This is a genomic window from Lawsonibacter hominis, from assembly GCF_014287895.1.
Taxonomy (GTDB): Bacteria; Bacillota; Clostridia; order Oscillospirales; family Oscillospiraceae; genus Lawsonibacter_A; species Lawsonibacter_A hominis.
Genome location: NZ_JACOPP010000004.1, coordinates 197,798 through 224,225, shown reverse-complemented (window position 1 = coordinate 224,225; position 26,428 = coordinate 197,798). Strand labels below are relative to the sequence as shown.

The 26,428-nt window shown below is 63.5% G+C and carries 25 protein-coding genes; 7 read left to right on the top strand and 18 right to left on the bottom strand.

Translation table 11 applies throughout. The annotated features are described in order from the left end of the window. Position 1 precedes the first annotated feature (1 nt). Genes H8S57_RS05090 through H8S57_RS05080 form a run of 3 tightly spaced genes read left to right on the top strand, consistent with a single transcriptional unit; the run spans position 2 to position 1,880 of the window. Positions 2-1,024 (top strand): 3-oxoacyl-ACP synthase, encoded by a 1,023-nt coding sequence (locus tag H8S57_RS05090; RefSeq protein WP_186906991.1) that lies wholly within the window; start codon positions 2-4, stop codon positions 1,022-1,024. After that, complete coding sequence (locus H8S57_RS05085) at positions 1,021-1,443, top strand: MaoC family dehydratase (RefSeq protein WP_186906990.1); 423 nt, start codon at positions 1,021-1,023, stop codon at positions 1,441-1,443. Before H8S57_RS05090 ends, H8S57_RS05085 begins: the two co-directional genes overlap by 4 nt. Positions 1,444-1,460: 17 nt before the next feature. Continuing rightward, on the top strand, positions 1,461-1,880 hold the full coding sequence (locus tag H8S57_RS05080; protein ID WP_186906989.1) for a MaoC family dehydratase: 420 nt from the start codon (positions 1,461-1,463) through the stop codon (positions 1,878-1,880). 78 nt (positions 1,881-1,958) lie between these two features. Here H8S57_RS05080 and H8S57_RS05075 read toward each other — a convergent pair whose 3' ends face one another. The 9 genes from H8S57_RS05075 to trpE all read right to left on the bottom strand — a co-directional run bounded on the left by H8S57_RS05075 (position 1,959) and on the right by trpE (position 13,012). Continuing rightward, a complete protein-coding gene (locus tag H8S57_RS05075; protein ID WP_186906988.1) occupies positions 1,959-5,927 on the bottom strand; it encodes a glycerophosphodiester phosphodiesterase family protein in 3,969 nt (1,322 codons plus the stop codon). A gap of 165 nt (positions 5,928-6,092) precedes the next feature. Then, positions 6,093-6,338: a hypothetical protein gene (locus H8S57_RS05070; protein WP_186906987.1), complete on the bottom strand. Its 246-nt coding sequence runs from the start codon at positions 6,336-6,338 to the stop codon at positions 6,093-6,095. 226 nt (positions 6,339-6,564) lie between these two features. Further along, positions 6,565-7,371, bottom strand: a complete 807-nt coding sequence (gene trpA, locus H8S57_RS05065) for a tryptophan synthase subunit alpha (protein ID WP_186906986.1) — start codon at positions 7,369-7,371, stop codon at positions 6,565-6,567. Next, on the bottom strand, positions 7,368-8,552 hold the full coding sequence (gene trpB, locus H8S57_RS05060) for a tryptophan synthase subunit beta (RefSeq protein WP_186906985.1): 1,185 nt from the start codon (positions 8,550-8,552) through the stop codon (positions 7,368-7,370). Before trpB ends, trpA begins: the two co-directional genes overlap by 4 nt. Positions 8,553-8,556: 4 nt before the next feature. Next, entirely contained in the window at positions 8,557-9,162 is a 606-nt protein-coding gene (locus H8S57_RS05055; protein ID WP_186906984.1) for a phosphoribosylanthranilate isomerase, read from the bottom strand. After that, positions 9,159-9,953: an indole-3-glycerol phosphate synthase TrpC gene (gene trpC, locus H8S57_RS05050; RefSeq protein WP_186906983.1), complete on the bottom strand. Its 795-nt coding sequence runs from the start codon at positions 9,951-9,953 to the stop codon at positions 9,159-9,161. The genes H8S57_RS05055 and trpC overlap by 4 nt, the downstream gene beginning before the upstream one ends. A gap of 2 nt (positions 9,954-9,955) precedes the next feature. Continuing rightward, on the bottom strand, positions 9,956-10,969 hold the full coding sequence (gene trpD, locus H8S57_RS05045) for an anthranilate phosphoribosyltransferase (RefSeq protein WP_186906982.1): 1,014 nt from the start codon (positions 10,967-10,969) through the stop codon (positions 9,956-9,958). Next, positions 10,962-11,540 (bottom strand): anthranilate synthase component II, encoded by a 579-nt coding sequence (locus H8S57_RS05040; RefSeq protein ID WP_186906981.1) that lies wholly within the window; start codon positions 11,538-11,540, stop codon positions 10,962-10,964. The genes trpD and H8S57_RS05040 overlap by 8 nt, the downstream gene beginning before the upstream one ends. Then, on the bottom strand, positions 11,537-13,012 hold the full coding sequence (trpE, locus tag H8S57_RS05035) for an anthranilate synthase component I (RefSeq protein WP_186906980.1): 1,476 nt from the start codon (positions 13,010-13,012) through the stop codon (positions 11,537-11,539). The genes H8S57_RS05040 and trpE overlap by 4 nt, the downstream gene beginning before the upstream one ends. Before the next feature lie 523 nt (positions 13,013-13,535). Here trpE and H8S57_RS05030 point away from each other — a divergent pair. Both H8S57_RS05030 and H8S57_RS05025 read left to right on the top strand, forming a co-directional pair. Continuing rightward, on the top strand, positions 13,536-14,711 hold the full coding sequence (locus H8S57_RS05030; RefSeq protein ID WP_186906979.1) for an NAD(P)-dependent malic enzyme: 1,176 nt from the start codon (positions 13,536-13,538) through the stop codon (positions 14,709-14,711). 43 nt (positions 14,712-14,754) lie between these two features. Beyond that, positions 14,755-14,985, top strand: a complete 231-nt coding sequence (locus tag H8S57_RS05025; RefSeq protein WP_186906978.1) for a hypothetical protein — start codon at positions 14,755-14,757, stop codon at positions 14,983-14,985. A gap of 93 nt (positions 14,986-15,078) precedes the next feature. Here H8S57_RS05025 and H8S57_RS05020 read toward each other — a convergent pair whose 3' ends face one another. The 9 genes from H8S57_RS05020 to rbsK all read right to left on the bottom strand — a co-directional run bounded on the left by H8S57_RS05020 (position 15,079) and on the right by rbsK (position 23,968). Beyond that, entirely contained in the window at positions 15,079-16,086 is a 1,008-nt protein-coding gene (locus tag H8S57_RS05020; RefSeq protein ID WP_186906977.1) for a LacI family DNA-binding transcriptional regulator, read from the bottom strand. A 123-nt stretch (positions 16,087-16,209) separates the two neighbouring features. Continuing rightward, entirely contained in the window at positions 16,210-17,112 is a 903-nt protein-coding gene (locus tag H8S57_RS05015; protein ID WP_186906976.1) for a dihydrodipicolinate synthase family protein, read from the bottom strand. A gap of 61 nt (positions 17,113-17,173) precedes the next feature. After that, positions 17,174-18,676, bottom strand: coding sequence for an FAD-dependent oxidoreductase (locus H8S57_RS05010; RefSeq protein WP_186906975.1), 1,503 nt, complete (start codon positions 18,674-18,676; stop codon positions 17,174-17,176). Positions 18,677-18,754: 78 nt separating this feature from the next. Further along, a complete protein-coding gene (locus H8S57_RS05005) occupies positions 18,755-20,080 on the bottom strand; it encodes an ABC transporter substrate-binding protein (protein WP_243204691.1) in 1,326 nt (441 codons plus the stop codon). A gap of 64 nt (positions 20,081-20,144) precedes the next feature. Then, the gene (locus tag H8S57_RS05000; protein ID WP_186906974.1) at positions 20,145-20,990 is read right to left on the bottom strand and encodes a carbohydrate ABC transporter permease; all 846 of its coding nucleotides are present in this window, start codon (positions 20,988-20,990) and stop codon (positions 20,145-20,147) included. Between the two features lie 10 nt (positions 20,991-21,000). Beyond that, the gene (locus H8S57_RS04995) at positions 21,001-21,807 is read right to left on the bottom strand and encodes a carbohydrate ABC transporter permease (RefSeq protein WP_243204690.1); all 807 of its coding nucleotides are present in this window, start codon (positions 21,805-21,807) and stop codon (positions 21,001-21,003) included. Positions 21,808-21,960: 153 nt separating this feature from the next. Continuing rightward, on the bottom strand, positions 21,961-22,368 hold the full coding sequence (locus tag H8S57_RS04990; RefSeq protein WP_186906972.1) for an RbsD/FucU domain-containing protein: 408 nt from the start codon (positions 22,366-22,368) through the stop codon (positions 21,961-21,963). Next, the gene (locus H8S57_RS04985; protein ID WP_186906971.1) at positions 22,361-22,972 is read right to left on the bottom strand and encodes an SIS domain-containing protein; all 612 of its coding nucleotides are present in this window, start codon (positions 22,970-22,972) and stop codon (positions 22,361-22,363) included. Before H8S57_RS04985 ends, H8S57_RS04990 begins: the two co-directional genes overlap by 8 nt. Positions 22,973-23,002: 30 nt before the next feature. Next, on the bottom strand, positions 23,003-23,968 hold the full coding sequence (gene rbsK / locus H8S57_RS04980) for a ribokinase (RefSeq protein ID WP_186906970.1): 966 nt from the start codon (positions 23,966-23,968) through the stop codon (positions 23,003-23,005). 352 nt (positions 23,969-24,320) lie between these two features. Here rbsK and H8S57_RS04975 point away from each other — a divergent pair, with 352 nt between their 5' ends. Further along, complete coding sequence (locus tag H8S57_RS04975) at positions 24,321-24,998, top strand: response regulator transcription factor (RefSeq protein ID WP_186906969.1); 678 nt, start codon at positions 24,321-24,323, stop codon at positions 24,996-24,998. Next, a complete protein-coding gene (locus H8S57_RS04970) occupies positions 24,985-26,385 on the top strand; it encodes a sensor histidine kinase (protein WP_186906968.1) in 1,401 nt (466 codons plus the stop codon). Before H8S57_RS04975 ends, H8S57_RS04970 begins: the two co-directional genes overlap by 14 nt. Positions 26,386-26,428: the final 43 nt, after the last annotated feature.

Here is a 26,428-nt window from a genome sequence, read left to right as displayed (position 1 = left end):
CATGGCGGAGAAACAGATCAACGTGGGCATCCGCAGCATCGGCTGCTATGTACCCCAGGGCATCCGGGACAGCGCCTGGATCGGCGCGGCCTCCGGGATCCCCGAGCCGGTGATCCGGGAAAAATTCGGCATCCGGCAGGTCCACAAGGCCGGGCCGGAGGAGACGGTCTCCTCCATGGGAGCAGAGGCCGCCCGCCGCTGCCTGGGGGACTTCGACCCCAGGGATCTGGACCTGGTGGTCTACTGCGGCAGCGAGTATAAAGATTACTATCTGTTCAACTGCGCGGCCAGGGTACAGTACGAGATCGGCGCGGTCAACGCCGCCGTCTTTGAGATCCATAACCTCTGCTCCGCGGGCGTTTGGTCCCTGAAGGTACTCAAGAGCATGATGCTCCAGGACCCGGAATTGAAGCATGTGCTGCTGGTCTCATCCTCAAAGGAGGGGGATCTGATCAATTACCGGGATTCGGACAGCCGCTTCATGTTCAACTTCGGGGACGGTGCGGCGGCGGCGCTGCTGGAGCGTGACCTTGACGAGAACGTCATCCTGGAAAGCGCCATGATCGCCGACGGCCAGTTTGCCGCCGACGTATCGGTGCCCGGCATCGGGTGCCGCAACTTCGAGGGCTTCCGAAACATGCCCTGGGAGGATCACTTTCTGCGGGTGCTGGACGTGGCTAATATGAAGGAGCGGCTGGACCCCATCACCCTGGGGAATTTTGTAAGCGTCATTGCCAAGGCGGCCGACCGGAGCGGCTTCGGTCGGGCGCACATCGACTATCTGGCGCCCATCTTTATGAAAAAATCCATCCTGCTCCACCTGCTGGACCAGTTTGGGCTTGCCGAGGAGAACACCTTCGTGCTGGAGGAGTACGGCCACTGCCAGTCCGCCGACTGCTTTATCTCCCTGCTGGAGGGGGCGCGCTGCGGCAAGCTGAAGGCGGGGGACCGGGCGGTGCTGGTCTCCGCCGGTACGGGCTATACCTGGGCGGCCACCGGCGTACAATGGGGGCCGGTGAAATGAGCGAGCCTTTTTTCCGCCCCTGGGCGGAGATCCGGGCGGGAGAACAGGCGGAACTGACGGTTACTATGGACGACGCCCGGGTGCGGGCCTTCTCCGCCCTCATCGGAGACACGGACTCCTTTCACGTCAGTGACGAGGCCGCGGCGCGCACCGTGTTTCAAACGCGCATCTGTCACGGCGTGCATCTGCTGGCCTATGTATCGGTGACCATCGGGCAGAAGCTGCCCGGATTCGGCACCACCTACGTCTCCCACCAATTTACATTCCGGGCCCCGGTGTACATCGGGGATACCGTTACGGTCCGCATCACGGTTCTGGAGAAGCTGGAGCACCGCCGTCTGCTGCTGGAGACCGCCATCCGGCGGGGCGACGGCGCGGAGGTGCTCACCGGTCAGGCCGTGGTAAAGACCTACTGCTGAACGGAAGGAGCGATCCCATGCAGGGATTGACCATGCAGGAACTGAAGCTGGGCCAGAGCGCCAGCACCTCCAAGACCATCAGTGAGGCCGACGTCTATCTCTTTGCCGGGATCACCGGCGACCTGAATCCGGCCCATGTCAACGAGCCGTACGCGGAAGAGACCCGTTTCGGCGGACGCATCGCCCACGGGATGCTCTCGGCGGGGCTGATTTCCGCCGTCATCGGGATGCAGCTCCCCGGCCCGGGCACTATTTACATGGGGCAGGACCTGAAATTCCTGGCCCCTGTGCGCATGGGGGATACCGTTACGGCTACCGTGACCGTAAGGGAGCTGGACCCGGCGCGCAACCGGGTGGTCCTGGAGACCACCTGCGAGAACCAGGCAGGCAAGCGCCTGATCGCGGGTCAGGCGCTGGTTATGCCGCCAGGCGCGTAACGGACCGGAAACGGCAAGACGCGGCAAGAAAGGCGCGCCGCAGAGGGGGACCTCTGCGGCGCGCCTTTTTGCAGCGGCTCAGGCCTGCGGAGCCAGGAAACGCATCAGGAGAACGGCCACCTCCGCGCGCGTGGCCGTACCTTGGGGGTCCAGTGTGCTGCCGGGCTTTCCGGTCAGGATGCCGCTGGAGACAGCCCACATTACGGACGCTTCCGCAAAGGCGGAGACTGCCCCGCCGTCGGCAAAGGTCTCCAGACCGGCGCGGGCGGCGGTGTTCTGCCCGTGGCTTCCGGCATAGCGGAAGAGCATGGCAGCCAGCTGTTCTCGGGTAATGGGCCCGTCGGGATTGGCGCCGTCGCTGACCGCATTTTCCATGGCCCACAGCCGGGCGGCGGCATACCAGGGCTCACCGCCGGAGAAGCTCTGCCCGTCCAGCCTGGCCAGTACGGTCCAGAGCATGGCGCGGGTCATGGGAAGGCTGGGGGAGAAGGCGCCGCCGCTGGTTCCCTGCATCAGGCCCCGCGCCCAGACACCGGACACGGCCTGCTCATACCAGGCTCCGGAGGGAACGTCGGCAAAGGAAGGCGCGGGGACGGACGCAGGGGTTTCGCCGGTCGGGACGAAGGACACGGACACCGTTACCGCGCCGGCGGGCATGGTAAAGGTATACCGGCCACCGCCGGCGTCGCTCAGAGAGAGCGCCCGGCCGTTTTGAGCGGCGGCGGAAAGCTGATCCAGAGCATAGCCCTCGCCGGGGGTGACGGTGAGAGTGACCTTGTCCCCCATGGCGGCGCGTTCGGGATGGACGGTCACGAGGCCGCCCGTTACGTTGGAGGGGATGCTGACGGGATAACGGCTGAGTTCCGCGCTGCCGCTGGAAGCGGCGGCGTCTCCGCCGTCGTGGCCGCCGTCCTGCGTGGTGCCGGTCAGGGTAAAGGCGTTGGAGTAAACATCGTAGCCGCCGCCGCTGTTGAAGGGGCAGGTGTAGCGCAGCAGGGCCAGCGTTTCACCGGCGGCCAGCGTATAGGTGCCGTCCTCATTTTGGACGGGCGCCGTGCCGGAGAGGACCTTCAGCTCCACCACGGGGGCGGCGAGCACTGTGCCGTCCTGGGTGGTTACCACCGGCGAGAGCGCCACGCGGGAGCCTGCTTTGGCGGATAGGTCGGACTGGGTGACGCAGAGCGCATACTTGCTGGCCCACATGCTGTAATCCGTGGTGTCGCCATTGATGCCCTGCTTCATGTAGGTATCCATAAGCCCCTGGTCCCGCACGGTCCAGGGCCAGAAGGTGATGCCGCGGTATTCGGCGTCCCGCATGGCCTGGACAAACGCGGCGCTGCCGCCGCCATAGCTGGGATTAAAGGTATTGTTGTCCTTCCAGACGCTCAGAGCCACGCTTTGAATGTTGGCGTTTGCGCTGCCCTGATCGCTGAACCCGGTAAGGTAGCCGCAGGACATTTCGGGCCAGGTCCTGGCCATCTCGTCCCGGATGTTGGCGTTGAATGTGATGACCACGCACTGCTCCACCACGTCCAGCTGTTCGGCCAGGGCCTTGACGGCGGCTACGATGGCAGTCTGGCTGGATTTGATCTCGATGAAGTGGACCACGTCCTTGCCCTTGAATTCCGTGAAGAACTGCTCCAGGGTAGCCATGCCCTCGCCGTCCTCCAGATTGACGGGGTTTTTGAACGAGAGCGCCTGAAGTTCCGCCCAGGTGCAGCGCTCCACCGTCAGGTTCTGGTTGTACAGCCGCCCCGTGGTGCCGTCGTGGTCGATGACCAGCACGCCGTCGGTGGTAAGATAGACGTCGTTTTCGATGGCGTTGGCCCCGGATACATAGGCGTGTTTGGCGCTGCTCAGCGTGTTTTCCGTCGTATCGCCGGGCTGGCCGCGGTGGCCGGTGATATAGGTGGGGCGGGCCATGATGATGCCCTCGTCCAGGGATTCCATGGCCGCGATGACTGCCCCGGGGGCAGTGGTAACGATGCCGTTGGGGCCGGCCGTGACCATGGAATAGACGGCCCTGGGATCGGCGGGCGTCTCGGCCCAGACCGTGATCAGCCGCCGCTGGAGGAAACGGATATGCTCCAGAGAGGCGCTTTGCGCGTCCAGCAGAGCAATTTTGGCATGACTTGCGTTGGTGAGGCTGGCGGCGCGCCACAACTCCTTGCCGGTGAGGCTTCCGTCTCCATCAGCGTCCAGATCCTGGAAGGTATAGCGGATCGCGCCCCGCACGCCGGTACAGGCTGCGGCGATCTCCTCCACCAGGGCGGCGTTGGCGCAGTCGGCCAGAACGGAGACATCCATGAGATTCTGCGCCGTGATCCAGTCCTTGACCGCCTGTGCCGCCGGCGCGTCGGAGAGGAAGAGGACCGGCAGGGTGGTGTCCCCCGTCTGCTCCAGGTAGGCGTCCAGCGAATCGGAGAGAAGCGCCCCGCTGCGGTCATAGACCCTCAGCGCGCTGTCCGGATAGACGATGATGCTGGAAGGGCGCTTTTCCGCCGCGGCGACTGCCAGCGCGTCGTTTCCGGCGTCATACACCACCGCCGCGGGGGAAGTGATGGCGGTGTCGGGAGCGTAGAGATCAGCCTGATAGTTGGCCCGGCCCTGGGTGCCCGGGGTGACCTGAAGGGACACGTTGTCGATGTACAGCTCGACGCCGCGGTCGGAGAAGCCAAAGCGGCCGGCGGAGAGACCGCTGAAGGGGGTGGTCAGGATTAGAACGTCGTTGATGTACTGGCGCACCACGCCCCTGGCGCACTCGGTGCGGAAGGTGTAGACCGTATCGGGGTCAAAGTCCTGCGTAAAGCTGCCCGTGGATACCACGTTCCAGCCGCTGCTCCACTGGGCCAGCTCCACACCGCCGCTGGAGGCGCTGATGCGGGAGATGGTCTGCCACCAGGAGCCTGCGTTTTGATACCCGAACATCAGACCGGCCCAGCGCCCGGCCTGGCTGGCGCCGGCAAAGCGCAGGTCCGCTTCAAAGATAAAGTCCACGTTTTCACCGGAACCGGCGGTCACGGGGGTGAGCAGGCGGGAAGTGCCGCTGTCGTCTCCGTCGGCGCCCAGGCGAAGCGCGCCGCCGGTGACCGAGGCGTCCACACTTCCGGCGGCCGTCAGGGACCAGCCCTGGGGCAGCTGACCCTCGGCCACGCCGTCAAACGTCTGGGTGTAAACGACGCGGTTGGGGGTGATGGAAAGCGTCTGCAGCGCGGCGTTCAGAGTGAGCGTCAGATCATAGCGGCCGCTTTCGCCGTCCCAGGCGGCGTTTACGTGGCCGCCGCGTGCGAGGAAATCACTCCCGGCCAACAGCTCCGCGGCGGCCGCGGCGGCCTGCTGATCCTGGCCCTCGTCCGCCGCCAGCAGGTTGTAGCGCAGCAGGTCGGCCGCCGTCCGGGCGGCCTCGGCGTCGGCGGCGGCCTCCGCCTCGCGGCTGCGCAGGGTAAGCGCGGCGGAGCAGCTGCCGCCGTCCCAGGCAGCGGTAATGGTGCAGCTCCCCTGCCCGGTCAACGAAAAGGGCACCTGGGCGGAGCCGTTTTCAAAGGAGAGGTCCAGGGCGGTGCCGCTCGCTTGCTCCTGAAAGCTGGCGTCCAGGCTGCCGCTGCGCTCCAGGGCGTCGCAGGCGTAGTTGGCCTGGACCTCTTCCTGGCTCAAGGCGCGGTCATACAGGCGGACGGAACGAAAGACCGCCTCGAACTTCCGGGTGTCGTCGTCGTGGCCCAGGCGCATCCAGCCGGAGGCGCCGATGACGCCGGCGGGGGTCCAGCTGGCGGCGGCTTCGCCGTTGACATAGACGGTGCTCTCCGCCCCGGCGGTAAAGACGATGGAGACCGTGGAGCCCTGGAGCAGCGCGGCGGCGTCGTTGAGCTTGGGCCGGTTCTGGTTGTTGCCGTTCTTGAATTCCCAGACGCCGTTGCTGGCCCGGTGGAAGACGCTGAACGAGTCGTTTTCGGAGCTAAGCAGCGTACCGAAGCTGTTGCCGTAAAGAATGTAGTCGTCCACCACCATCTCCAGGGTGAAGGCGCTGCCGTTGATGGTGTCCTGCAAACGCTGAGGGGTGCTGTAAGCGGTGTTCTTGAGGTGAAAGCCCTCCCCGGTCCAGTAGTTGTCCCCGGAGAGCTCGGACAGGGCCAGATCGGCCCCGTTTCCGCTCAGATCCTCCCAAACCGTGGCCGCGGCGTCGTGGCCGCTTTTCGTGTTACAGACCCCGTCTCAGTGGAGGACAAGGCCCTCGTCCACGCAGTCCGGGGCGTTGTCCGCCGTCAGCGTGACGCGTTTGGTTCCGGTAAAGTCGTCCCCGGTGTTCAGAGTCAGCATGGCGCTTTCGCCGGAGTAGAGCTGCTCCGGTACGGCGATCTGCCCGCCGAAGGGCTCCGCGGCCCGGGCCGGCGCCGCCAGCTGGGCCGTCAGCGCGGCGGCCAGAACCAGCCCGGACAGCCTGTGAATCGTCTGTTTCACTCCTGGTTTCCTCCCAATTAAACAATGGCTTTGCCGCGGCGTCCATACGCGCGCCGGCCGTTTCATTGTAAAAGCGGGAGGCCGTCTCCTGCAACGGAGGGGCGGTAAGCTCTGTTTGCAGTTTCGGTCAAGGACAGCGGCAGACAAGAAAAAAGGTTGTAATGGGCGAAAAGATTGCAACAAGAGAGCTGACGCCAACGGGCAAATGGAAAAACAAACGTAAAATTTAGGGGGGGTCTGCCTCTGCCGGACGCTGCGGGGCGCTCACCGCCGCCTTCATCGCCTGGACATAGTCCCGGACCGCGGGTACGGCGTCGCGCCCGTACCGCCCGGCCAGCGTTACGATGGCGGAGCCAACGATGGCCCCGTCGGATACAGCGGCCATGGCGGCCGCCTGCTCGGGCGTGGAGATCCCGAAGCCCACGGCGCAGGGGATACCCGGGTTGGCCCGCCGGACCAGCTCCACCAGGGCGCCCACGTCTGTGGTGATCTGGCGGCGCATGCCGGTGACGCCCAGGGAGGACACGCAGTAGACGAAGCCCTCCGCCGCCCGGGCGATCTGGGTGATGCGGCCGGCCGAGGTGGGGGCGATCAGGGAAATGAGGTCCAGTCCGTACTTGCGGCACAGCGGGGCAAATTCCTCTTTTTCCTCAAAGGGCACGTCGGGGAGGATCAGCCCGTCGACCCCGGCGGCTGCGGCGGCGGAGAGGAAACGCTCCGTACCGTAGGAGAAGACCACGTTGGCGTAGGTCATGAACACCAGGGGAAGGGTAAGCGTCCTGCGCAGGCGGCGCACCAGCGCAAAGATCGAATCGGCGGTCACGCCGCCGGACAGGGCCCGGGCATTGGCGGCCTGGATGACCGGGCCCTCGGCGGTGGGGTCGGAAAAGGGGATGCCCAGCTCGATGAGGTCGGCCCCCGCCTGGGCCATGGCGTGCACAATGGCCTCGGTGGTCTCCAGATCCGGGTCCCCGCAGGTGAGGAAGGGGATGAAGGCCTTCCCGCCGGCAAACGCTTCTTTGATTCGGCTCATTCGCGGATCTCCTCCCCACGATACCGGGCGATGGCGGAGCAGTCCTTGTCGCCCCGCCCGGAGATGTTGATGACGATGATCTGTTCCCGCCCCATGGAGGGGGCCAGCTTCCGGGCGCAGGCCACCGCATGGGCCGACTCGATGGCGGGAATGATGCCCTCCATGCGGCTCATGTACGCAAAGGCGTCCACCGCCTCGCTGTCGGTCACGCTTACGTATTCCGCGCGGCCGGTGTCATGGAGCCAGGCGTGCTCCGGGCCGATGCCGGGGTAATCCAGCCCCGCGGAGATGGAGTACACCGGGGCGATCTGGCCGTACTCGTCCTGGCAGAAGTAGCTCTTCATACCGTGAAAGATGCCCAGGCGGCCGGTGGCGATGGTGGCCGCCGTGTCGGGGGTATCCACCCCCCGGCCCGCCGCCTCACAGCCGATGAGCCGGACGGAGGGGTCCTGGATGAAGTGATAGAACGCCCCGATGGCGTTGGAGCCCCCGCCCACACAGGCCAGCACCGCGTCGGGGAGCCGTCCTTCCCGCTCCAGAAGCTGCTGCCGGATCTCCCGGGAGATCACCGCCTGAAAGTCCCGCACGATGGTAGGGAACGGATGGGGCCCCATACAGGAGCCCAGGCAGTAGTGGGTATCGCGGATGCGGGCGGTCCACTCCCGCATGGTCTGGCTGACTGCGTCCTTCAGGGTGGCGGTGCCGGTGGCCACCGGATGGACCTGCGCCCCCAAAAGGCGCATTTTGTAGACGTTCAGGGCCTGGCGCCGGGTGTCCTCCTGGCCCATGAACACCTCGCACTCCATGCCCAGCAGCGCCGCCGCCGTGGCGGTGGCCACCCCGTGCTGGCCCGCCCCCGTCTCGGCAATGAGGCGCGTTTTGCCCATTTTTTTGGCCAGCAGCGCCTGGCCCAGCACATTGTTGATCTTGTGGGCCCCGGTGTGGTTCAGGTCCTCCCGCTTGAGATAGATCTTCGCGCCGCCCAGGTCCTGTGTCATGCGGCGGGCAAAGTACAGCCGGGAGGGCCGCCCGGCGTATTCGTTGAGCAGCTCGGACAGCTCCGCGTTGAACTCCGGGTCGTCTTTGCAGCGGTTGTAGGCATCCTCCAGCTCAATCACCGCGTTCATCAGCGTCTCGGGCAGATACTGCCCGCCGTGGATGCCGAATCGTCCCTTGGACATGCTCTCATTCCTCTCTGGCGGCGGTCACCGCCGCCTGTATTTTGGCAGGGTCCTTGACCCCGTCCGTCTCCACCCCGCTGGACAGATCCAGCCCATAGGGGCGCAGGGCGGCGACGGCCCGGGGGATGCTCTCCGGCGTCAGCCCTCCCGCCAGCAGGAAGGGGCGATGCACGCTCCCCGCCAGGGACCAGTCGAAGGTCTGGCCGGTGCCCCGGCCGTTATCCAGCAGCACCAGATCCGCGCCTGAGGCGTCGGCCGCCGCCAGGTCGGCCTGGGAGCGGAGCTGGAACGCCCTCCAGACCACACAGCCCGGAGCCAGCGTTCGCAGGACGGAAATGTAGGCGTTATCCTCACGGCCATGGAGCTGAGCGACGGAGATGACGCCGCTGTTCAGCAGGGCGGCGACCTCCTCCACCGGCCGGTCCACGAACACCCCCACCGGCCGGATGTCCGGGTCCAGGCCCGCCCGCAGGGCGCGCGCCTGCTCCGGGGTCACGTTTCGGCGGCTGCTGGGGAAATTGAGGATGAATCCGCACCAGTCCGGCTTCGCCGTGTTCACATATCGCACGTCCTCCGGCCGGGTGAGGCCGCAGATCTTGATGCGGGTCATCGGGCCGCCTCCCGCAGGGCGGAGAGCATGGCCCCCCTGTCCGGGGCGCGCATGAGCGCCTCGCCCACGAGCACCGCGTCCGCGCCGATCCGTTTCAGGGCGGATACGTCCTCCGGGGCGCGCACGCCGCTTTCCGCCACGTAGAGCACCCCCGGCGGGATCTGATCCCGCAGCCGGGCGGCGTTGGAGAAGTCCACCGAAAAGTCCTTCAGATTCCGGTTGTTCACCCCGATGATCTTCGCCCCGGCGGAGACGGCGCTGGCGATCTCCCATGCGTCGTGGGCCTCCGCCAGGGCGTCCAGCCCCAGCTCCTCACAGATCCCCAGATACCGGGCCAGCTCGTCCGTGTCCAGCAGGGCGCAGATCAGCAGCACGCAGTCCGCCCCCATGAGCCTGGCCTGATAAAGCTGATATTCATCCACCGTGAAGTCCTTGCGGAGCATGGGCAGGGACACGGCGCCCCGGATCTCCCGGAAGATCTGATCCGAGCCCAGGAACCATTTGGGCTCCGTAAGGCAGGAGATGGCGTCCGCCCCCGCCGCCTGATAGTCCCGCGCGATGTCCCGATAGGGGAAGTCCGGCGCGATGACCCCTTTGGAGGGGGAGGCCTTCTTCACCTCGCAGAGGAAGGACAGCCCCGGCGTTTCCAGGGCCGAGCGGAAGGGGGAGCCGTGGGCCCGCCCCAGGGCCCGGCACTGGGCCTGGAGCGCGTCCAGGCTGGTCTCCTCCTCCGCCGCCGCCACCCGCTCCCGGGCGTGGGCGGCAATGGCCTGCAGAATGGTGGCGGCCATGCTCAGCCCTCCCGGGAGAGGCGGACGATCTCCTCCAGCTTTTCAAGGGCCGCGCCGGAGTCGATGAGCTCCTCCGCCTGCTTCACGCCGCCGGCCATGGTGCCGGCCCTGCCGCCGATGTACAGCGCGGCCCCCGCATTGAGGCATACCGCCTGACGCTTGGCGCCCCGCTCCGTCCCCTCCAGAATGGAGCGGGTGATGGCGGCGTTCTCCGCCGGGGCGCCGCCTGCCAGCGCCTGCTTGCCGCAGCGGGGATAGCCGAACTGCTCCGGCGTGAGCTCATAGGACTGGAACCAGCCGTCCCGGATCTCGCACACGGAGGTGGGGGCGGACATGGAGATCTCGTCCAGCCGGTCCTGGCCGAACACCACCATGCCCCGCCGCACCCCCAGGTTGGACATGACCTGGGCCAGCGGCTCCACCAGGGCGGCGTCGTAAACGCCCATCAGCTCCCGCCGGGCCCCGGCGGGGTTGGAAAGGGGCCCCAGGATGTTGAACACGGTGCGGATGCCCAGCTCCCGCCGCACGGGCGCCACATATTTCATGGAAATATGGTAGTTTTGGGCAAAGAGAAAGCAAAAACGCTGCGCCTCCAGCAGCTGGGCGCTCTGTTCCGGGGGCAGGGCAATGTTGACTCCCAGCGCCTCCAGCACGTCGGCGGCGCCGCATTGGGAGGAGGCCGCGCGGTTGCCGTGCTTGGCGACCGGAACGCCGCCGGCGGCCACCACAAAGGCCGAGGTGGTGGAGATATTGAAGGAGTTGGCCCCGTCGCCGCCGGTGCCGACAATCTCCAGCGCGTCCAGGTCGTGGAGCAGCCGGACACAGTGGGCGCGCATGGAGGCGGCGCAGGCGGTGATCTCATCGATGGTCTCCCCCTTCATGGCCAGCGCGGTGAGGAAGGCGGACATCTGGATCGGGCTGGCCTGGCCGCCCATGATCTCGTCCATCACGGCGGCGGCCGTGTCATAGGACAGGTCGTGCTTGGCGGCAAGCTGATGAATGGCTTCTTTAATCATGATGGGTTCCCTCCAGAAAACGGTGCAGGATGGCGGCGCCCTGGGGCGTCAAAATGGACTCGGGATGGAATTGCAGGCCGTAGACGGGATAGCTGCGGTGTGCCACCGCCATAATTTCCCCGTCTTCGCTGCGGGCGGTGACCTTCAGACAGCCGGGCAGAGACTCCTCCGCGGCGGCCAGGGAGTGGTACCGCCCGGCGGTGATGGCCTCCGGCAGGCCGCGGAAGAGGGGACAGGCCTGATCCAGCATTACCCGGGACTGCTTGCCGTGCATGAGCTGCCGGGCGTAGGAAACGCGCGCGCCGAAGGCCTCGCAGATGGCCTGGTGGCCCAGGCAGACCCCCAGTATGGGCACCGCGCCCGCCAGCTCCCGGACCGCCTGCTCGCACACGCCGGCGTCCGCCGGGCGGCCGGGACCGGGCGAGAGGATCAGGCGGCTGGGGGCGAGGGCGCGCAGGTCCCGAACCGTCACCGCGTCGTTGCGGACCACCCGGATATCGGGCGTGATGCTCCCCACCAGCTGATAGAGGTTATAGGAAAAGCTGTCGTAATTGTCGATGAGCAGGATCATAGGTCTCTCTCCTTCTGGGCCAGCTCCAGGGCCCGAACCACCGCCTGAGCCTTGTTGATGCACTCCTGAAATTCTTTCTCCGGCTCCGAATCGGCCACGATGCCCGCCCCGGAGCGGATGAAGACCTTGCCGTTTTTCCGGAAGGCCAGGCGGATGGCGATGCAGGTGTCCAGGTTGCCGGTGAAGTCCAGATAGCCGATGGCGCCGCCGTAGACGCCCCGCTTGTTGTTCTCCAGGGCGTTGATGATTTCCATGGCCCGCAGCTTGGGTGCGCCGGAAAGGGTCCCCGCGGGCAGGATGGCGTCCACCGCGTCCACCGCGTCCCGGTCCTCCCGCAGTACGCCCCGGACGGTGGAGCCGATGTGCATCACATGGGAAAAACGCTCAATGGACTGGTAGCGCTCCACCTCCACCGTACCGAAGCGGCTGATCCTGCCGATGTCGTTGCGGCCCAGATCCACCAGCATGTTGTGCTCGGCCAGCTCCTTTTCGTCGGCCAGCAGCTCTTTCTCCAGGGCGGCGTCTTCCTCCGGCGTTTTGCCCCGGGGCCGGGTGCCCGCCAGCGGGAAGGTGTGCAGCACCCCGTCCTCCAGCTTGACCAGCGTTTCCGGCGAGGTCCCGGCAAGCTCGATCTCGTCGCTGGTAAAGTAGAACATGTAAGGGGAGGGATTGGTGGTGCGCAGCATCCGGTAGGCGTCCAGCAGGGAGCCTTCAAATTCCGCCTCCAGCCGGTTGGAGAGGACCACCTGGAAGATGTCGCCCTCAAAGATGTACCGCTTGGCCCGCTCCACCATGGCGCAGTAGGCGGCCTGGTCGAACAGCGGGGTGATGGGCCCGGTCAGGCGGCCGGGCTGACGGGGGAGCGCTTCGCCGCCGCGGAGCAGCTGGGCCATCCGCTCCAGCTCGGCGCAGGCGGCGGGGTAGGAGACGTCCAGGTCCTCCGCGCCGGCGCTGACGATCAGGATGAGCTTCTGCCGGAAGTGGTCGAAGACCACCACCTTCTCAAACAGCATCAGGTCCATATCCTGAAAGCCCTCCTGGTCCTGGGCGTCCAGCACCAGCGCGGGCTCGGCGTATTTTACGTAATCATACGAGAAGTAGCCCACCAGTCCGCCGGTAAAGGGCGGCAGGCCGGGCAGGCGCGGGCTTTTGTGGGCGGCGAGCAGCTCCCGCAGGGCCTGGCCGGGATGGGCGGTGCGCCGGCGCAGGGGCTCCTCCCCCCGCAGCGTGAGCAGGCCGTCGGTGCAGGTGACCTCCAGCGTGGGGTCAAAGCCTAAAAAGGAGTAGCGGCCCCAGCCGCCGCTGTCGGCGGCGGATTCCAGCAGGAAGCAGTGCCCGCTCCGAGCCCGCAGGATACGAAGCGCCTGAATGGGAGTGGTAAAATCGGAGAGGAGCTCCCGGCTGACGGGGATCTTCCGGTAGGCTCCGCAGGCCGCGATGGCGCGGGCCTGCTTGAGTGAGGGATAATACATGCGTTGACCTCCTTCGGGACGGGGCAGCAAAAAACGCCCGTCCCTGACAGTAATCTGTCAAGGACGAGCGTATCACGGCTCGCGGTGCCACCTTGATTCGCGGCCGATGGGCCGCGCACTTTGCGGGATACCAGCATATCCCCGGCAACAAACGTATGCCTCCACGTCGCGAAATACTAAGCCTCGCCGGCGGTTCCTCGCGCCCTCTGTGATCCATTTGCCTGCCTGCGTCCTGCCCGGCTCTCAGCTGCCCGGACTCTCTGTGAGTGCACAACAGACGTTATCTTCACATCAACGGTTTACCCTATTAAATTTTGACATATGATACACCAGAAAAATTGAGTTGTCAAGAGCGGCTGGAGCATTTTTTACCCGTTTTTCCGAAAAACAGACCGCGCTGTTCCGGAGCGGGGCGGGAGGCGGGGATCGGCATTGACTTGGTATGGAACGTGCAAGTATAATGATGACTGCTGAAGAAGAACGGTCAAATCCCTGAAGCAAAAAAGAAGCGGGAGGAATCGACATGGATTATGCAAAAGAAGCGCTGCGCCTGCATCGGGAATGGAAGGGAAAGCTGGAGGTCACGCCGAAGGTGCCAGTGGCCACGCGGGAGGATCTGAGCCTGGCCTATACGCCCGGCGTGGCCGCGCCCTGCCTGGAGATCCAGAAGGACGTGGACCAGAGCTATGAGCTGACCGGCCGCTGGAACACCGTGGCGGTGGTTACGGACGGAACGGCGGTGCTGGGGCTGGGGGACATCGGTCCGGAAGCGGGGATGCCCGTCATGGAGGGCAAGTGCGTGCTCTTCAAGGCATTCGGCGGAGTGGACGCCATTCCCCTGTGCGTGCGCAGCAAGGACGTGGACGAGATCGTGAATACCGTGGCCCTGCTGGCCGGGTCCTTCGGGGGCGTGAACCTGGAGGACATCTCGGCGCCGCGGTGCTTTGAGATCGAGCGGAAGCTGAAGGAGCGCTGCGACATCCCCATCTTCCACGACGACCAGCACGGCACGGCGGTCATTACGCTGGCGGGCCTGACCAACGCCCTGAAGGTGGTGGGGAAGCGGAAGGAGACGGTCCGTGTGGTGATGAACGGCGCCGGGGCGGCGGCGATCGCCATCTGCAAGCTGCTGCTGGCGGCGGGCGTGAAGGACGTGACGCTGTGCGACCGCAGCGGAGCCATCTACGCGGGCCGGGAGAAGGGGATGAACGCCGTCAAGGAGGAAATGGCCCGGGTGACCAACCTGCAGAAGCGGGCGGGCAGCCTGGCGGAGGTGCTGGCGGGGGCCGACGTGTTCATCGGCGTGTCGGCGCCCGGCGCGGTGACGGCGGAGATGGTGCAGACCATGAACCGGGACGCGATCCTGTTTGCCTGCGCCAACCCCACGCCGGAGATCTTCCCCGACGAGGCCAAGGCAGGCGGGGCGAAGGTGGTGGCCACGGGGCGCAGCGACTTCCCCAACCAGATCAACAACGTGCTGGCGTTCCCAGGCATCTTCCGGGGCGCGTTCGACGTGCGGGCCAGCGACATCAACGAGGCGATGAAGGTCGCGGCGGCCGAGGCGCTGGCGGGCCTCATTTCGGATGAAGAGCGCAACGCCGATTACATCATCCCCGCCGCCTTCGACCCCCGGGTGGGCAGGACGGTGGCCGCCGCCGTAGCCCAGGCCGCCCGCGACAGCGGCGTGGCCCGCATCTGAGCGGGAGCGGTCCGCAGATGGGGACAGAAAGCGGGACGGCGCCATGGATCATACGCTGGAGGGCCTGAAATGGCTCAATGCGGCCCGGTTTCAGTCCCTTTATGAAGTGGCCGGAGGCTTTGGACGCAGGATCGGACCAAACCTGTTCGGCTGCTATCTGCCCGCCCCTTCTTATCGTCAGGCTTGGTCTGCCATCTCCCTGGCCGGCATCGCCGCCCTCGGCGTGCTGCTGCTCTGCTGCGCAGACCGGCGGGCCGGCTGTCCCCAGCGCTGATGCGGAAACCGTACGCAGTGCGCACATATGCGCAGAAGCCCGCCGCCTTAAGAAGGCGGCGGGCTTCTGTTTTATTGTACGGAAAACGGAAAATCACAGACCGTGGGACTGGCGGATGGTCAGGGCGGCGGGGATGCGCACCACACGCTGCTCCGGCTGTTTGCCGTCCAGCAGCTGCAGCAGCAGTTCGCTGGCGGTGCGGCCCATCAGACTGGCGTTCTGGGTCACGGCGGTCAGGGGCGGATTGGTGATCTCCGTCCACTCATAATTGTCAAAGCCGATGACCGCGACCTGTTCCGGGACATGGATCCCCTGCTCCTGAAGCTCTTTGACGGTGCCCAGGCACAGCATGCTGTTGGCGGCAAAGATGGCGTCCGCGCCCGCCCCCAGCACCCGCCGTGCGGCTTCCATGCCGCAGGACATGCTGTAGGCGTCCATCCGGCAGATCAGCAATTCGTCCCGGGGCAGGCCCAATTCCTCCAGCACATCCAGATAGCCCTGGTAGCGTTCCACGGCGGTGGAGTTGGGAAAATCCGCCCCAATGAACGCGATCCGACGCCGTCCGGCCTGGTAGAGGACCTTCATGGCCTCTACCGTTACTTCACGGTTATTGGAACAGACCAGGGGCAGCTTGCCCCCCTTCACCCAGCGGTCCACCAGCACCACGGGAACGCCGCAATCCTCGATCCGGGCAATGTCCTCATAACGCAGGGTGGGCGGCACCAGCAGGATGCCGTCGATCCAGCGCCGGTGGAGGATGGACATTCCGCTGAAGAAATCCTGGGGGCGGGACTCCGGATAGGTGGAGACGATCAGCTCATAGCCGGATTCCTGCAGGCGGGATTTGGCGCCGTTGAGCACATCAAAGAAAAAACAGTTGGTAGAGTTGTTCTGCTCAGTGGCGGGAATGATGATCGCTACGGTACGGGACCGGTGGGTCTTCATCATCTGGGCGGCAAGGTTGGGCCGGTAATTGATCTGAGCGGCCGCCTCATTGATCAGCTCCATGCTGCGCTGTGAGACCGGCCGTGTGCCATTGAGCGCGTGGGATACCGTTGTGATGGACAATCCTGTCATTTCTGCAATGGTCTTGATTGACATAACCCTACTCCATTACCTTGAAAACCTTACAAACACAGGCCTTAAACCTGGCTTCTATGTAATCTTACCGCAAATTTAAGCAATGTCAACCCCTTTGCCGCTCCTGTGGAGGCGGGAAGCGCGCTACAGCGCCTCGTATTCCGCCATGATCTGCGCGATGACGGCGACCTGCTCATCGGTCAGATTCATACTGCCCTGCCGCATATAGCGTGCCCCGCGGCCGGCCAGCTCGGTTACCGCTTTGATGGCGGCGTTGCCGTTGCCGCAGCTGTGGATAACCCGGTAAAGGAAGTTGATGCGCCGCTGGCATTCTATGATCTTGTCAGTGTCCCCCTGCTCATAGGCCCGGTACATCTCCACATAGGGCTCCACCCGGGCGTTGGACAAGCCTGAAACCATACCGTCTCCGCCGCACAGCAGGGCGGAGCCGCAGAGATAATCCTCGCCTTGAATCCAGGCAAATTGGTCCGAGCGGGGGCCGAAGAGTCCACGGGAAAACGGAACAAAATTCCCGGAGGAGTCCTTGATACCGGCCACGTTGGGCAGTTTGGAGAGCGCGTATACCGTGTCCAGCTCGATCGTGTTGTGGGTAGTGGATGGAATGTTGTAAAGGATGACCGGGGCGGTGGAAGCAGCGGTGACAGCCGCGTAGTGGGATAGGATGTCCTGCTGGGTCATGGCATGGTAGTAGGGCGGTGTGGAGACGAAGAAGTCCGGCTTGCAGATGGAGAGCGCCTCCAGCTCGGCCAGGGTGGCGCGGGTGTTGGAGTTGATAACGGCCAGGCAGAGGAATACCCGCCCGGCGGCGGTCTCCTGGATGACCTCGAAGACCCGCTTCTTTTCGGCGGTGGTGAGATAAGCGCCTTCTCCGGTCCCGCCGCAGACAAACAAGCCGTTTACGCCGGAGGAGACCAAATATTCGGTCTGTTTGCGCAGCAGCGCTTCATCTACGTCGCCGTTGGGACGCAGGGGTGTGACGATGGCGGGGATAACGCCGTGGAGTTTGCAGTTGGAACCCGTTTTCATAGTTGTCACCTTCTGTGATTGATAGAGTCTCCGGGGCAGAGCCCCGGAGACTGGATTCGGGTCAATCTTCGTAGGAGGCCAGAATCGCTTTGTCCGTAATCAGCCGCCCGTTCTGGCTTTTGATGTAGGCCTGTGTGATGGCGCGGGCACGCGCCTTTTCCTTTCGGGCGCGCGCTTCATCTCTGCGGTAGAGGCCGCCCAGCTGGTCCAGCGCTGCCTGGATCTCTTTGACATCCTGCTGCCTGGGTTGCGCCTGGTTGCGTACACAGACCGCAGCGGCGGCGCCGGCAGCCTGTCCGATCCCCATAATGCCGCCTTGGGTGCGGTAGGAGCCATGGGCCTCGCTGGTACCGGAGATGCAGCGGCCAGAAAGCAGAAGCCCGTCGATGTGCTTGGGGACTAGGCTGCGGTAGGGAATATCGAACGTGTCCTTGAGCACCATCCAAACGCCGCCGTTGCCATAGCCGGTGGCACCGTCCGGGTTGTGCAGATCAATGGGGAAATAGCCCCTGGAAACGGAGTCCTCAAACTTGCGTCCCTCGTAGGCGTCCTGCCCTGTTAGGGTATACAGACCCTCAATATGGCGCGTCTCGCGTACGCCGACCTCAGAACCAGTGACGCTGACAAATGCGTGTTCAAAGCCGGGCACATATTGGATCATAAACTCAGAGACCGATTCGATCTGCCGGCGCCCGTCCAGCTCGCTCTCCGAGCGTTCCACCACATCGGTGGCGTTTTTGCCGCAGATACGGGTGGCGTTGAAATGCATGGTGTTGGGGTGGATGCCGTTGAGAACGATGACCGAATCGCGGCCGAAGGAAAGCTCGCCCTTCTCCACGGCCTGGCGTACCAGCTGTTTAAAGCCCTGGCCGACAAAATACTTCTGCCTGAGCCGTTCGTCAAATTCCCGCATGGGTACGATATCGGATTTGAACTCAAAGTCGTCCGGGTGGTCCAGAATATACTGATAGACCCGCCCGGTGTCCACATTGGCCATCTCGAACATGGAGGAGGAGGGAGACATCTTGTGGTTCACCGCATCGCCGAGCACATAATTCTCCCCTGCCATCACCGCCACGTCGCCGTCGCCGGTGGCGTCCACCACTACGTGGGCGTGAAGCGGCAGCAGATCGCCCGACTTTGCGGCAACCGTGATGCCGGTCACCCGGCTGCTCTCCATCTGCACGGAACTCAGCGTGGCGTGATAGAGAATATCCACACCGAATTCCACCAGCATTTCGGCGGCTACATATTTATATTTTTCCCGGTCGTAGAAGCCGAGGGAATCGCCGCTTCCGTACGGATCGATGGTCTTCATATGTCCGGTACTGCCCTTTGCACGCACCATGCGGTCCATAAAATCTTGGGGCAGGCCGTCGATGACCTGCTCGTCTTTATAGTGAAAAGGAGAGATGGGGCCCAGTACCGCAGCTGTGGCTGCCCCGCCCAGGAACCCATTTTTTTCTACCAGCAGTGTGGAGGCGCCCAGCTTGCCGCTGGCCATGGCAGACATAATGCCTGCGGGACCTCCGCCGACAACAATTACATCGTAGTAGCGTTTCATGCGTTTACACCATATCCTGTTTTATTTCGCGCAGGCACGGCGGTGCCGTGCCTGCGCGTTCATGCGCCTGCAGCGTTTTTATTTGGTGTTATACCACTCGGCGACCTGATCCAATTCGCTTTGCGCGTCAGCACCCTGGAAGACCACACGCTGAACCGCCTGGCAGATCTTGACCTCCAGTTCGGTATAATCAGCCGGATAGAAGGTCATGGTGCCGGTTTTGGCATACTCGCTCCACATAACCATCTCGTCGTAGGTATCCATTGCCTGAACGTCGGCGTCCTCGTAGACGGCAGTGCGGATGGGCATGCAGTTGGCGCTGATCCACTTCTTCTGATTTTCCACGGAATAGAAATACTGAATAAAGTCCCAAGCCATAGCGGGGTCCTGTGCCTGGCTGCCGATGGCCAAGGTCTGGCCGGCCACAAAGGCGGGGGCGACTTCTCCGTCGTTGATGCCGGGGATGGGGGCGGAGGAATAGCTCTGTGCCAGGCTGGAGGACTTGATCGTGGCGGCACGCTGAGTGCCGGCGTTGACGGCATAGAGGCTCCCGGCCTTGAAGCCGTCCACAATATCGTCATAGGTCATGTTCAGCACGGAGGAATCCATGCACCCGGCATCCACCAGGGACTTGATGTACTCCACTACCTGCACGCCGGCGTCGCTGTTGAAGATGGCCTTTCCTTCCGCGTCAAAAATATCTCCTCCAGCGGCGCGGATCCAGGGCACGAAGGTCTCCATCAGGCCGGTTCCGTTGCTGCCCTCGCTCAGGCCCAGGGCAAAGCCCAGGTTCATACCGTCGCTGTTGGAGGCGGTGGCCAGCAGGTCGTCCCAGGAAGCGGGGGGCTCGTCGTAGATGTCGTTGCGGTACCACATCACTGTGACGCGGCTTTCCCAGGGAAGAGAGTAGATCTCGCCGTCAGCCTGGGTCAGTTTTTCTACGGTATGGATATAGTCGGGATTCTCTTCGATAAACGATGTGGCAAACTGGGTCATGGGCTGAATGGTCCCGGCATCGATATGCTGCATGAGCTGATCGGAGAAGGCATTGACAATGTCGGGCCCATTGCCTGCGGCGGTGGCCTGGATTACCTGAGACTCATACTGACTCCAATGGATGCTCTGTACCGTCACAGTGTTGCCGTACTGATTGGTGGCGTTGTACTCATCCACGATCTCCTTAAGCACTACGCAGCGGGGATCATCGGTGGAATTGGGGTCCAAGAAGATGGAGAAGGTCATGTCGATGCCGCCTTGGGGCTGCTCCGGCACCGTAGTCTCGGGCGTGCTGCTTTCGGGTGCGGTGGTAGCGGGAGTACCGCCGCTAGAGTTGGAGCAGGCGGCCAGGGCCAGTACCATCGCTGCCGCCAGCAAAAGGGTCAGGGTCCTTTTGAGCTTTTTCATGTGAATTTCCTCCTTACATTTCATGATATATCCTCGGCGTTCCAGCCGTTTTCCACAAAACAGGTCATCCCTTGACCGCGCCTGCCGCCATACCCTCCACAAAGTGCCGCTGCAGCAGGATGAAGAGGATCACCATGGGGACGATGGAGATCATCACGGCCGCCATCAGATTGCCCCACTGGATGCCATATTGGGAGATATAGTTGTAAAGACCCACGGACAGCATACGCAAGCTGTCTTTGCTGGTAAAGGTGGAGGAGACCAAAAAGTCATTCCAGACATATACCGCGGACAAAAGCGCCGCAGCCACAATGCCGGGCTTGGAAATGGGCAGGATCAGGCGATAGAAGATCATAGGCTTGGAGCAGCCGTCGAGTGTGCCTGCCTCGATGATCTCTTTGGGGAGCTTTTCGAAAAAGCCGCGCAGGATCCAGGTCAGCACCGGGATGCGCCAGGCGGTATAGATCAGAATCAGCAGGAAGTGGGTGTCGTAGAGGCCGATTTTGACGGAGAGCATATACAGAGGTACCAGCATTACCACAGGGGGAATCATGCTGGTCATTAAAATGAGAAACATGATCTGGTTACGGAAGCGGATACGGAAGTTGGTTACGGCATAGGCGGCGTGGGAGGCCACAATGGTGGCCACTACGATACAGATGGCAGTAACGATTACGGAGTTAAGCAGATAGCGGGGGAAGCCGGAACGAAAGAGGACGGATGAAAAATTTTCCAGAGTAAATTCGTTGGGCAGCAGGGTGGGGGGGAAGGAGTTGACTTCCGCAGGGGACTTCAGGGCGGTAAACAGGCCCCACAGCACCGGGAAAAGCGCCACCAGCGCGGCGGCGATCAATACCACATAGGTCAGCGCGTCCAGACCGGGGGTACGGCCCAGCTTCGATTTTTTCATCGCACGCACCTCATTCTCGGTTGGTGTTCAGCAGCTTCACGTAGACCAGACTGAACACGATATTCAGCAGGAAGATGATCACGCCGTAAGCCGAGGCGATATCCATGTGCCAGTAGTTGAAGGCATTTTGATAAGCCGCCAGACTGAGCGTCTGTGTGGAATCGAAGGGGCCGCCCGCAGTGAGGGTGTAAATCAGCGTGACCATATTAAAGTACTCCATACTCTGCATGACGACCGCGGTGATGATGGTGGGGCGGATCAATGGGAGGGTGATACGGGTATAGATCTGCCAGCGGGTGGCGCCATCCATCTGCCCGGCCTCCATCACATCGCCCGGGATGGTCTGCAGTGCTGCAATGGTCAGGATAATTACCACCGGAACCGTATTCCAGGCGTTAGCAAAGACCAGCATGACATTTGCGCTGCCCGCCGAACTAAAAAAGTCTACCTTCCGCCCGGTCAGCCCATAAACCAGATACGCGATCGGTCCGTAATTGCCATTGAGAATCCACCGCCACAAGAGCGCCGTCACCGTCTGGGACAGGACCCAGGGGATAATGATCAGGGTACGCAGGAGCGTATTGCCCCGGATTTTGCGGTTCAGCAGAGACCCGATCGCCACACCCAGAGGGATGACGACCACCAGAGACAGCAGGACATATCGAATGGAATTAAGGATGTTTTTCAGGCCGTTTCCGGTAAAGACGGCAATAAAGTTATCCAGTCCGACAAACGCACCGACCTCGGCGTAATTTGTCGCATGAAAGCTGGTTCGGATCGCCATACAGATGGGGATGATCGTAACCAGCACGATCATAAGGATTGCCGGCGCTAAAAAAGCGGTGGCGACACCGACGTCCGAACTTTTTCGGGTAAGCCGTACTTCTCGGCTGCTTCCAGGCATAATCATTTCCCCCTTATGCGTTCCTAAACGGCTTGGGCATCCGCGGCGGATGCATTTGAACGGGCGTCAGCACACGCCGATGGTCAAAAGCAGATTGCCGTAAGTCCGGCTCTCGCCGGTGGAGATGGCCAGGATCACGCCCGGTTCACAGCAGGCGTCGTAGAATTCGTAGCGGCCCAGCGGGGAGAGCGCCATTCCGCCCAGCAGGGAACGGAATTCACCGAAGCATTCGGGTTCCTCGCCGTGTTCCGGCAGCATGACCTCCGCCCGCTCGAACACCGCCACGCTGTTCAGGGCCGCGAGGACCTGGGACACCGTGGGCAGGTCCCGTTCCAGGCCCAGATAGATTTTTTCCGCACTTCCCGCCCGGGTGGCCAGCGGAAAGTTCCCGTCGGCAAGGAGGATTTTGTCTCCGTGTCCGCCGTGGGCCAGGGCGGACAGGATGCCGGGATGAATGCATCGGGTACTAACCATGGCCCGCCTCCTGTTCTTCCGGCCGCAGCCTGCCCAGCGTGCCGCCGGGGTGGTGACGGACGTACTCCTGAGGCGTCAGACCATAGTGGGCCTGCAGGCGTACGCTGAGGGCCTGCAATACGATGTTTTCCAGCAAGACCGAGCTGATGGGGGCACGATTCATGGGACCGCCCTCCTGATCCACACGGACCGTCAGGTGCACGTCCGCGTGCCGCGCCAGCCAGGAATCCGGACTGCGGCTGATGCCGATGACCTTGCAGCCGTTGTTGGCAATGGCTGTGACGGTGGCGCGCATCTCCATGGTCTCGCCGCTGTTGGAGATGCAGATGACCACATCGCCCGCCCGCAGCTGTCCGCAGGAGCCGTGGACCGCCTCGGTGCCGTCCAGGAAATAGGTGGGCACGGCGATGGAGGACATGAGGGAAGCGCCGTATTGGGCCACGTGGGAGGGCTTCCCGATGCCGGTGATGTGGATTCGGTTGCCTCGGTCGTTGGCCGCGATCAAAAGGGACAGGGCGGGGGCGAGGTAGTCCTCATCCAGTTCCTGGACGAACTGAGCGACGTTCTCCCCCACGATCTGCTGAAATTGGGTCAGGGATTCCATAACAAACACCTCCGTAGGACGGACTTGAAGTTAGGAGACGCTGCGCCGGGCCAGCGAGACTTCCACTTCCGCCAGGGTGGGCAACGAGGGAAGCGCCCCCATGCGGGAGACCGTGATGGCTGCGGTGTGGGTAGCCCGGCGCATGGCCTCGTCCACCGGCTCGCCGCCGGCCAGGGCCACCGAAAGGGCCCCGATGTAAGAATCGCCGGCCGCCGTGGGGTCTATGGCCTGGATACCGGACACACTGGGACAGTGGAGAAATTCCTTTCCCAGATAGGCTGAGCCCACGTCCCCCAGGGTGACGATCACATGCGCCGCGCCCTTGTCCCGCAGGACCGCCGCCGCATGTTCCACCCGCTTGAGGTCGATGCCGTGCTCGGTACGGTGCAGGGGCACGCCGCTGAGCAGTTCCGCCTCGTTCTCGTTGGGGGAGAGATAGGTCACGGCGGAAAGCAAGTCGGCGGGCAGGGGCGCCGCGGGAGCCGGATTGAGCATCACCGGCACCCCGGCGGCACGGGCATACCGGGCGACGGCGATATTGACCGGCAGGGGGATCTCCAGCTGCAGCATGACCATGTCAAAGCCGCCGATTTTCTCCCGGAGGAAGGCCACGTCCGCCTGCGTCAGCAGCAGGTTGGCCCCGGGGACCACCACGATGCGGTTTTGGGTGCTGCCGTCGCTCCGCTGGAACAGCTGCACATTGCCGATGGCAGAAGGCGCCTGGTCGGTGCGTTTTACATGGGACACGTCCACGCCCGCCTCCCGGGCGCATGCCAGCATCGTGTCCCCGTAGGCGTCCCGGCCCACGCAGCCCATCATCTCCACCTGAGCGCCCAGCCGGGCGGCCTGGACGGCCTGATTGAGGCCCTTGCCGCCCGGCGCGGTGCGAAAGCCGGTGCCCAGGACGGTCTCGCCATTCTCCGGCAGGCGCTGGGTGCTGACGATCAGGTCCATCACAAAGCTGCCCACCACTAAAATGTTCGGTTTTTTGCCCATGGCTCCCTCTTCCCGGCGCCGCCGCAGACGGGGACGAACGCAATCTGCGGTGTGGCCTAGTCAAGTCTGGTCTGGATACAAAACGTTTTCACGCAAACGTTTTACACCAAACGTTTTCTATATCGTAGCAAGAAATGCTCCCGTTGGCAAGCCCTTTTTTGAGCGCTCTGCACAAATTTGTCAAACAGATCAAAAATGCCTGTTTTTCTTTGGCTGAAACGCACAAAAAACGGGGGCAATATGCGGCCTGGAACGGCCGCTTCCAGCTGCACGGGAGGCGGTTTTTCTTGACAGGGGCGGCACGTTCTCATAAGATTAAAGAAAACAGACGCGTACGGAGGGAGGAAGCGAGATGCGGGGACTGGTGGCGGACGACGAGGAGGGGATCCGCAATGTGATCCGGGAGTATCTGGAGTTTGACGGACATACGGTGGCGGAGGCAGCCAACGGGGCGGAGGCGGTCTCCCTGTGCCGGATGCAGAAATTTGACTTCATCGTGATGGATATCATGATGCCGGTGATGGACGGCTTTGCCGCCTGCCGGGAGATCCGAAGGGGCGATCCGTCGGTGCCGGTGCTGATGCTCTCCGCCCGGGGCGAGGAGTACGACAAGCTCAAGGGCTTTCAGCTGGGCATTGACGATTATGTGGTCAAGCCCTTTTCCCCCCGGGAGCTGGTGGCACGCCTGGGCGCCATCTGCGCCCGCTCCGCCCGGGCGCAGGACGGGGGCGCGGTCCGGCCCGCGGCCTTCGGGGGGCTGGAGGTGGACCCGGCGGGCCGCAGCGTCCGGGTGGACGGCAGGGCGGTGCCGATGACGCCCCGGGAGTATGATCTGCTCTTTACCCTGGTGCAGAACAAGGGCATCGTCCTCTCGCGGGAACAGCTGCTGCGCAAGGTGTGGGGAAATGATTTTCTGGGAGACGACCGGACGGTGGATACCCACATCAAGATGCTCCGCAGCGCGTTGGGGCCCTACCGCGGCTTCATCGTGACCATGCGGGGAGCGGGGTATAAATTTGAAGCGGTTTGACGTGCATTCCTTCCGCTTCCGGCTCTGGGCGGCGCTGGTGGGATTTGCGGTGCTGGTATGCGGGCTGATGTGGGTCGTCCAGATCACCACCATCCGCACCACCTACGAAAACGACCGGATCGACCGGCTCAAGCAGGCGGGCAATATCATCTCCTCCACCTACGGGCGGGAGGGGTTCGCGGACTCCCTGCGTTCGGTGGCCCGGTCCGGCTTTTTCATTCAGATCCTGCGGGAGGACGGGGTGCTGCTGCGCTCGTTGGGCAACGACGGGGCCGATGCGCCTCCGCCCCAGGAGGATCTGGTGGATTATGGTATCTTTGCACGCCTGGATGGTACCGACGGCTACTATTTTTACCGGGTCCCCGACACCGTCCATGACAGCGAGTGGCTGGTCCAGGTCCAGGTGGTGGCTTTGCAGGACGGCTTGCGGGAGGTGCTTTTCACCAGCACGAACATGGTGCCGGTATCCACCACGCTCTCCATGCTCTCCTCACGGTTTCTTCTGGTCACGGCGGTGGTACTGGTGGTGGCGACGGTGCTGGCCTTTCTGCTGGCGTCCAACCTGTCCCGCCCCATCACTCAGATCACCCAGCGGGCCCTGCGGCTGGCCGGCGGGGATTACGGGGTGGACTTTCCCAAGGGCTCCTGTACGGAGCTGGACCACCTCTCCCACGCTCTGGACACGGCGGCTACGGAATTCAGCAATACCGAGGCCCTGCGCCGGGATCTGATCGCCAACGTTTCCCACGACATGCGTACCCCCCTGACCATGATCCGGGCCTACGCCGAGATGGTCCAGCAGATCTCCGGGGATGATCCGGTAAAACGGGAGGCCCACCTGGACGTGATCGTCCGGGAGACGGAAAAGCTGACCCGGTTTGTCAACGAAACGCTGGACCTGTCCCGGCTCCAGTCGGGCACCATGGAGCTGAATATGGAGGTATTTCCCCTGGCGGAGAGCGTGGAGCGGGCCCTGGGGGACTTCCGGCATCTGTGGGAGCGGGAGGGCTACCGCCTCTTTCTCTCGCTGGACCGGGACGTGCTCGTGCGGGGGGACCGGCAGCAGCTGGAGCGGGCCGCGTTCAATCTCATCAGCAACGCGTTCAATTATACCGGCGGAGATAAGCTGGTGTACGTGGGGGTCAGCCGCTGGGCCGGGGAGGGCCTGTTCGAGGTCATCGACACCGGGGGCGGCATTTCGACGGAGCAGCTCCGGGAGATTTGGGAGCGCTACTATAAGATCAACCGCTTTGACAAGAATGCGGCCAGCACAGGCGTGGGCCTGTCCATCGTGAAAGCCATCCTGGAGCTCCATCACGCCCGCTACAGCGCGGACAGCCGGGAGGGGGAGGGCAGCCGGTTCTGGTTTGCACTGCCCTGTGAATAAGCAGGATGCACAATATTTCAACGAAATATTGTGCATCTTTTTT

Coding starts and splice junctions, on each gene's coding strand:
- H8S57_RS05020 (WP_186906977.1), bottom strand. CDS start 16,086: ATGTCAATCAAGACCATTGCAGAAATGACAGGATTGTCCATCACAACG.
- trpE (WP_186906980.1), bottom strand. CDS start 13,012: ATGTATTATCCCTCACTCAAGCAGGCCCGCGCCATCGCGGCCTGCGGA.
- H8S57_RS04995 (WP_243204690.1), bottom strand. CDS start 21,807: ATGATCGTGCTGGTTACGATCATCCCCATCTGTATGGCGATCCGAACC.
- H8S57_RS04975 (WP_186906969.1), top strand. CDS start 24,321: ATGCGGGGACTGGTGGCGGACGACGAGGAGGGGATCCGCAATGTGATC.
- trpC (WP_186906983.1), bottom strand. CDS start 9,953: ATGGCCGCCACCATTCTGCAGGCCATTGCCGCCCACGCCCGGGAGCGG.
- H8S57_RS04985 (WP_186906971.1), bottom strand. CDS start 22,972: ATGGAATCCCTGACCCAATTTCAGCAGATCGTGGGGGAGAACGTCGCT.
- H8S57_RS04990 (WP_186906972.1), bottom strand. CDS start 22,368: ATGGTTAGTACCCGATGCATTCATCCCGGCATCCTGTCCGCCCTGGCC.
- H8S57_RS05000 (WP_186906974.1), bottom strand. CDS start 20,990: ATGAAAAAATCGAAGCTGGGCCGTACCCCCGGTCTGGACGCGCTGACC.
- H8S57_RS05015 (WP_186906976.1), bottom strand. CDS start 17,112: ATGAAAACGGGTTCCAACTGCAAACTCCACGGCGTTATCCCCGCCATC.
- H8S57_RS05090 (WP_186906991.1), top strand. CDS start 2: ATGGCGGAGAAACAGATCAACGTGGGCATCCGCAGCATCGGCTGCTAT.
- H8S57_RS05030 (WP_186906979.1), top strand. CDS start 13,536: ATGGATTATGCAAAAGAAGCGCTGCGCCTGCATCGGGAATGGAAGGGA.
- trpA (WP_186906986.1), bottom strand. CDS start 7,371: ATGAGCCGAATCAAAGAAGCGTTTGCCGGCGGGAAGGCCTTCATCCCC.
- rbsK (WP_186906970.1), bottom strand. CDS start 23,968: ATGGGCAAAAAACCGAACATTTTAGTGGTGGGCAGCTTTGTGATGGAC.
- H8S57_RS05040 (WP_186906981.1), bottom strand. CDS start 11,540: ATGATCCTGCTCATCGACAATTACGACAGCTTTTCCTATAACCTCTAT.
- trpD (WP_186906982.1), bottom strand. CDS start 10,969: ATGATTAAAGAAGCCATTCATCAGCTTGCCGCCAAGCACGACCTGTCC.
- H8S57_RS05055 (WP_186906984.1), bottom strand. CDS start 9,162: ATGACCCGCATCAAGATCTGCGGCCTCACCCGGCCGGAGGACGTGCGA.
- trpB (WP_186906985.1), bottom strand. CDS start 8,552: ATGTCCAAGGGACGATTCGGCATCCACGGCGGGCAGTATCTGCCCGAG.
- H8S57_RS05085 (WP_186906990.1), top strand. CDS start 1,021: ATGAGCGAGCCTTTTTTCCGCCCCTGGGCGGAGATCCGGGCGGGAGAA.
- H8S57_RS05080 (WP_186906989.1), top strand. CDS start 1,461: ATGCAGGGATTGACCATGCAGGAACTGAAGCTGGGCCAGAGCGCCAGC.
- H8S57_RS05025 (WP_186906978.1), top strand. CDS start 14,755: ATGGATCATACGCTGGAGGGCCTGAAATGGCTCAATGCGGCCCGGTTT.
- H8S57_RS05010 (WP_186906975.1), bottom strand. CDS start 18,676: ATGAAACGCTACTACGATGTAATTGTTGTCGGCGGAGGTCCCGCAGGC.
- H8S57_RS05005 (WP_243204691.1), bottom strand. CDS start 20,080: ATGAAAAAGCTCAAAAGGACCCTGACCCTTTTGCTGGCGGCAGCGATG.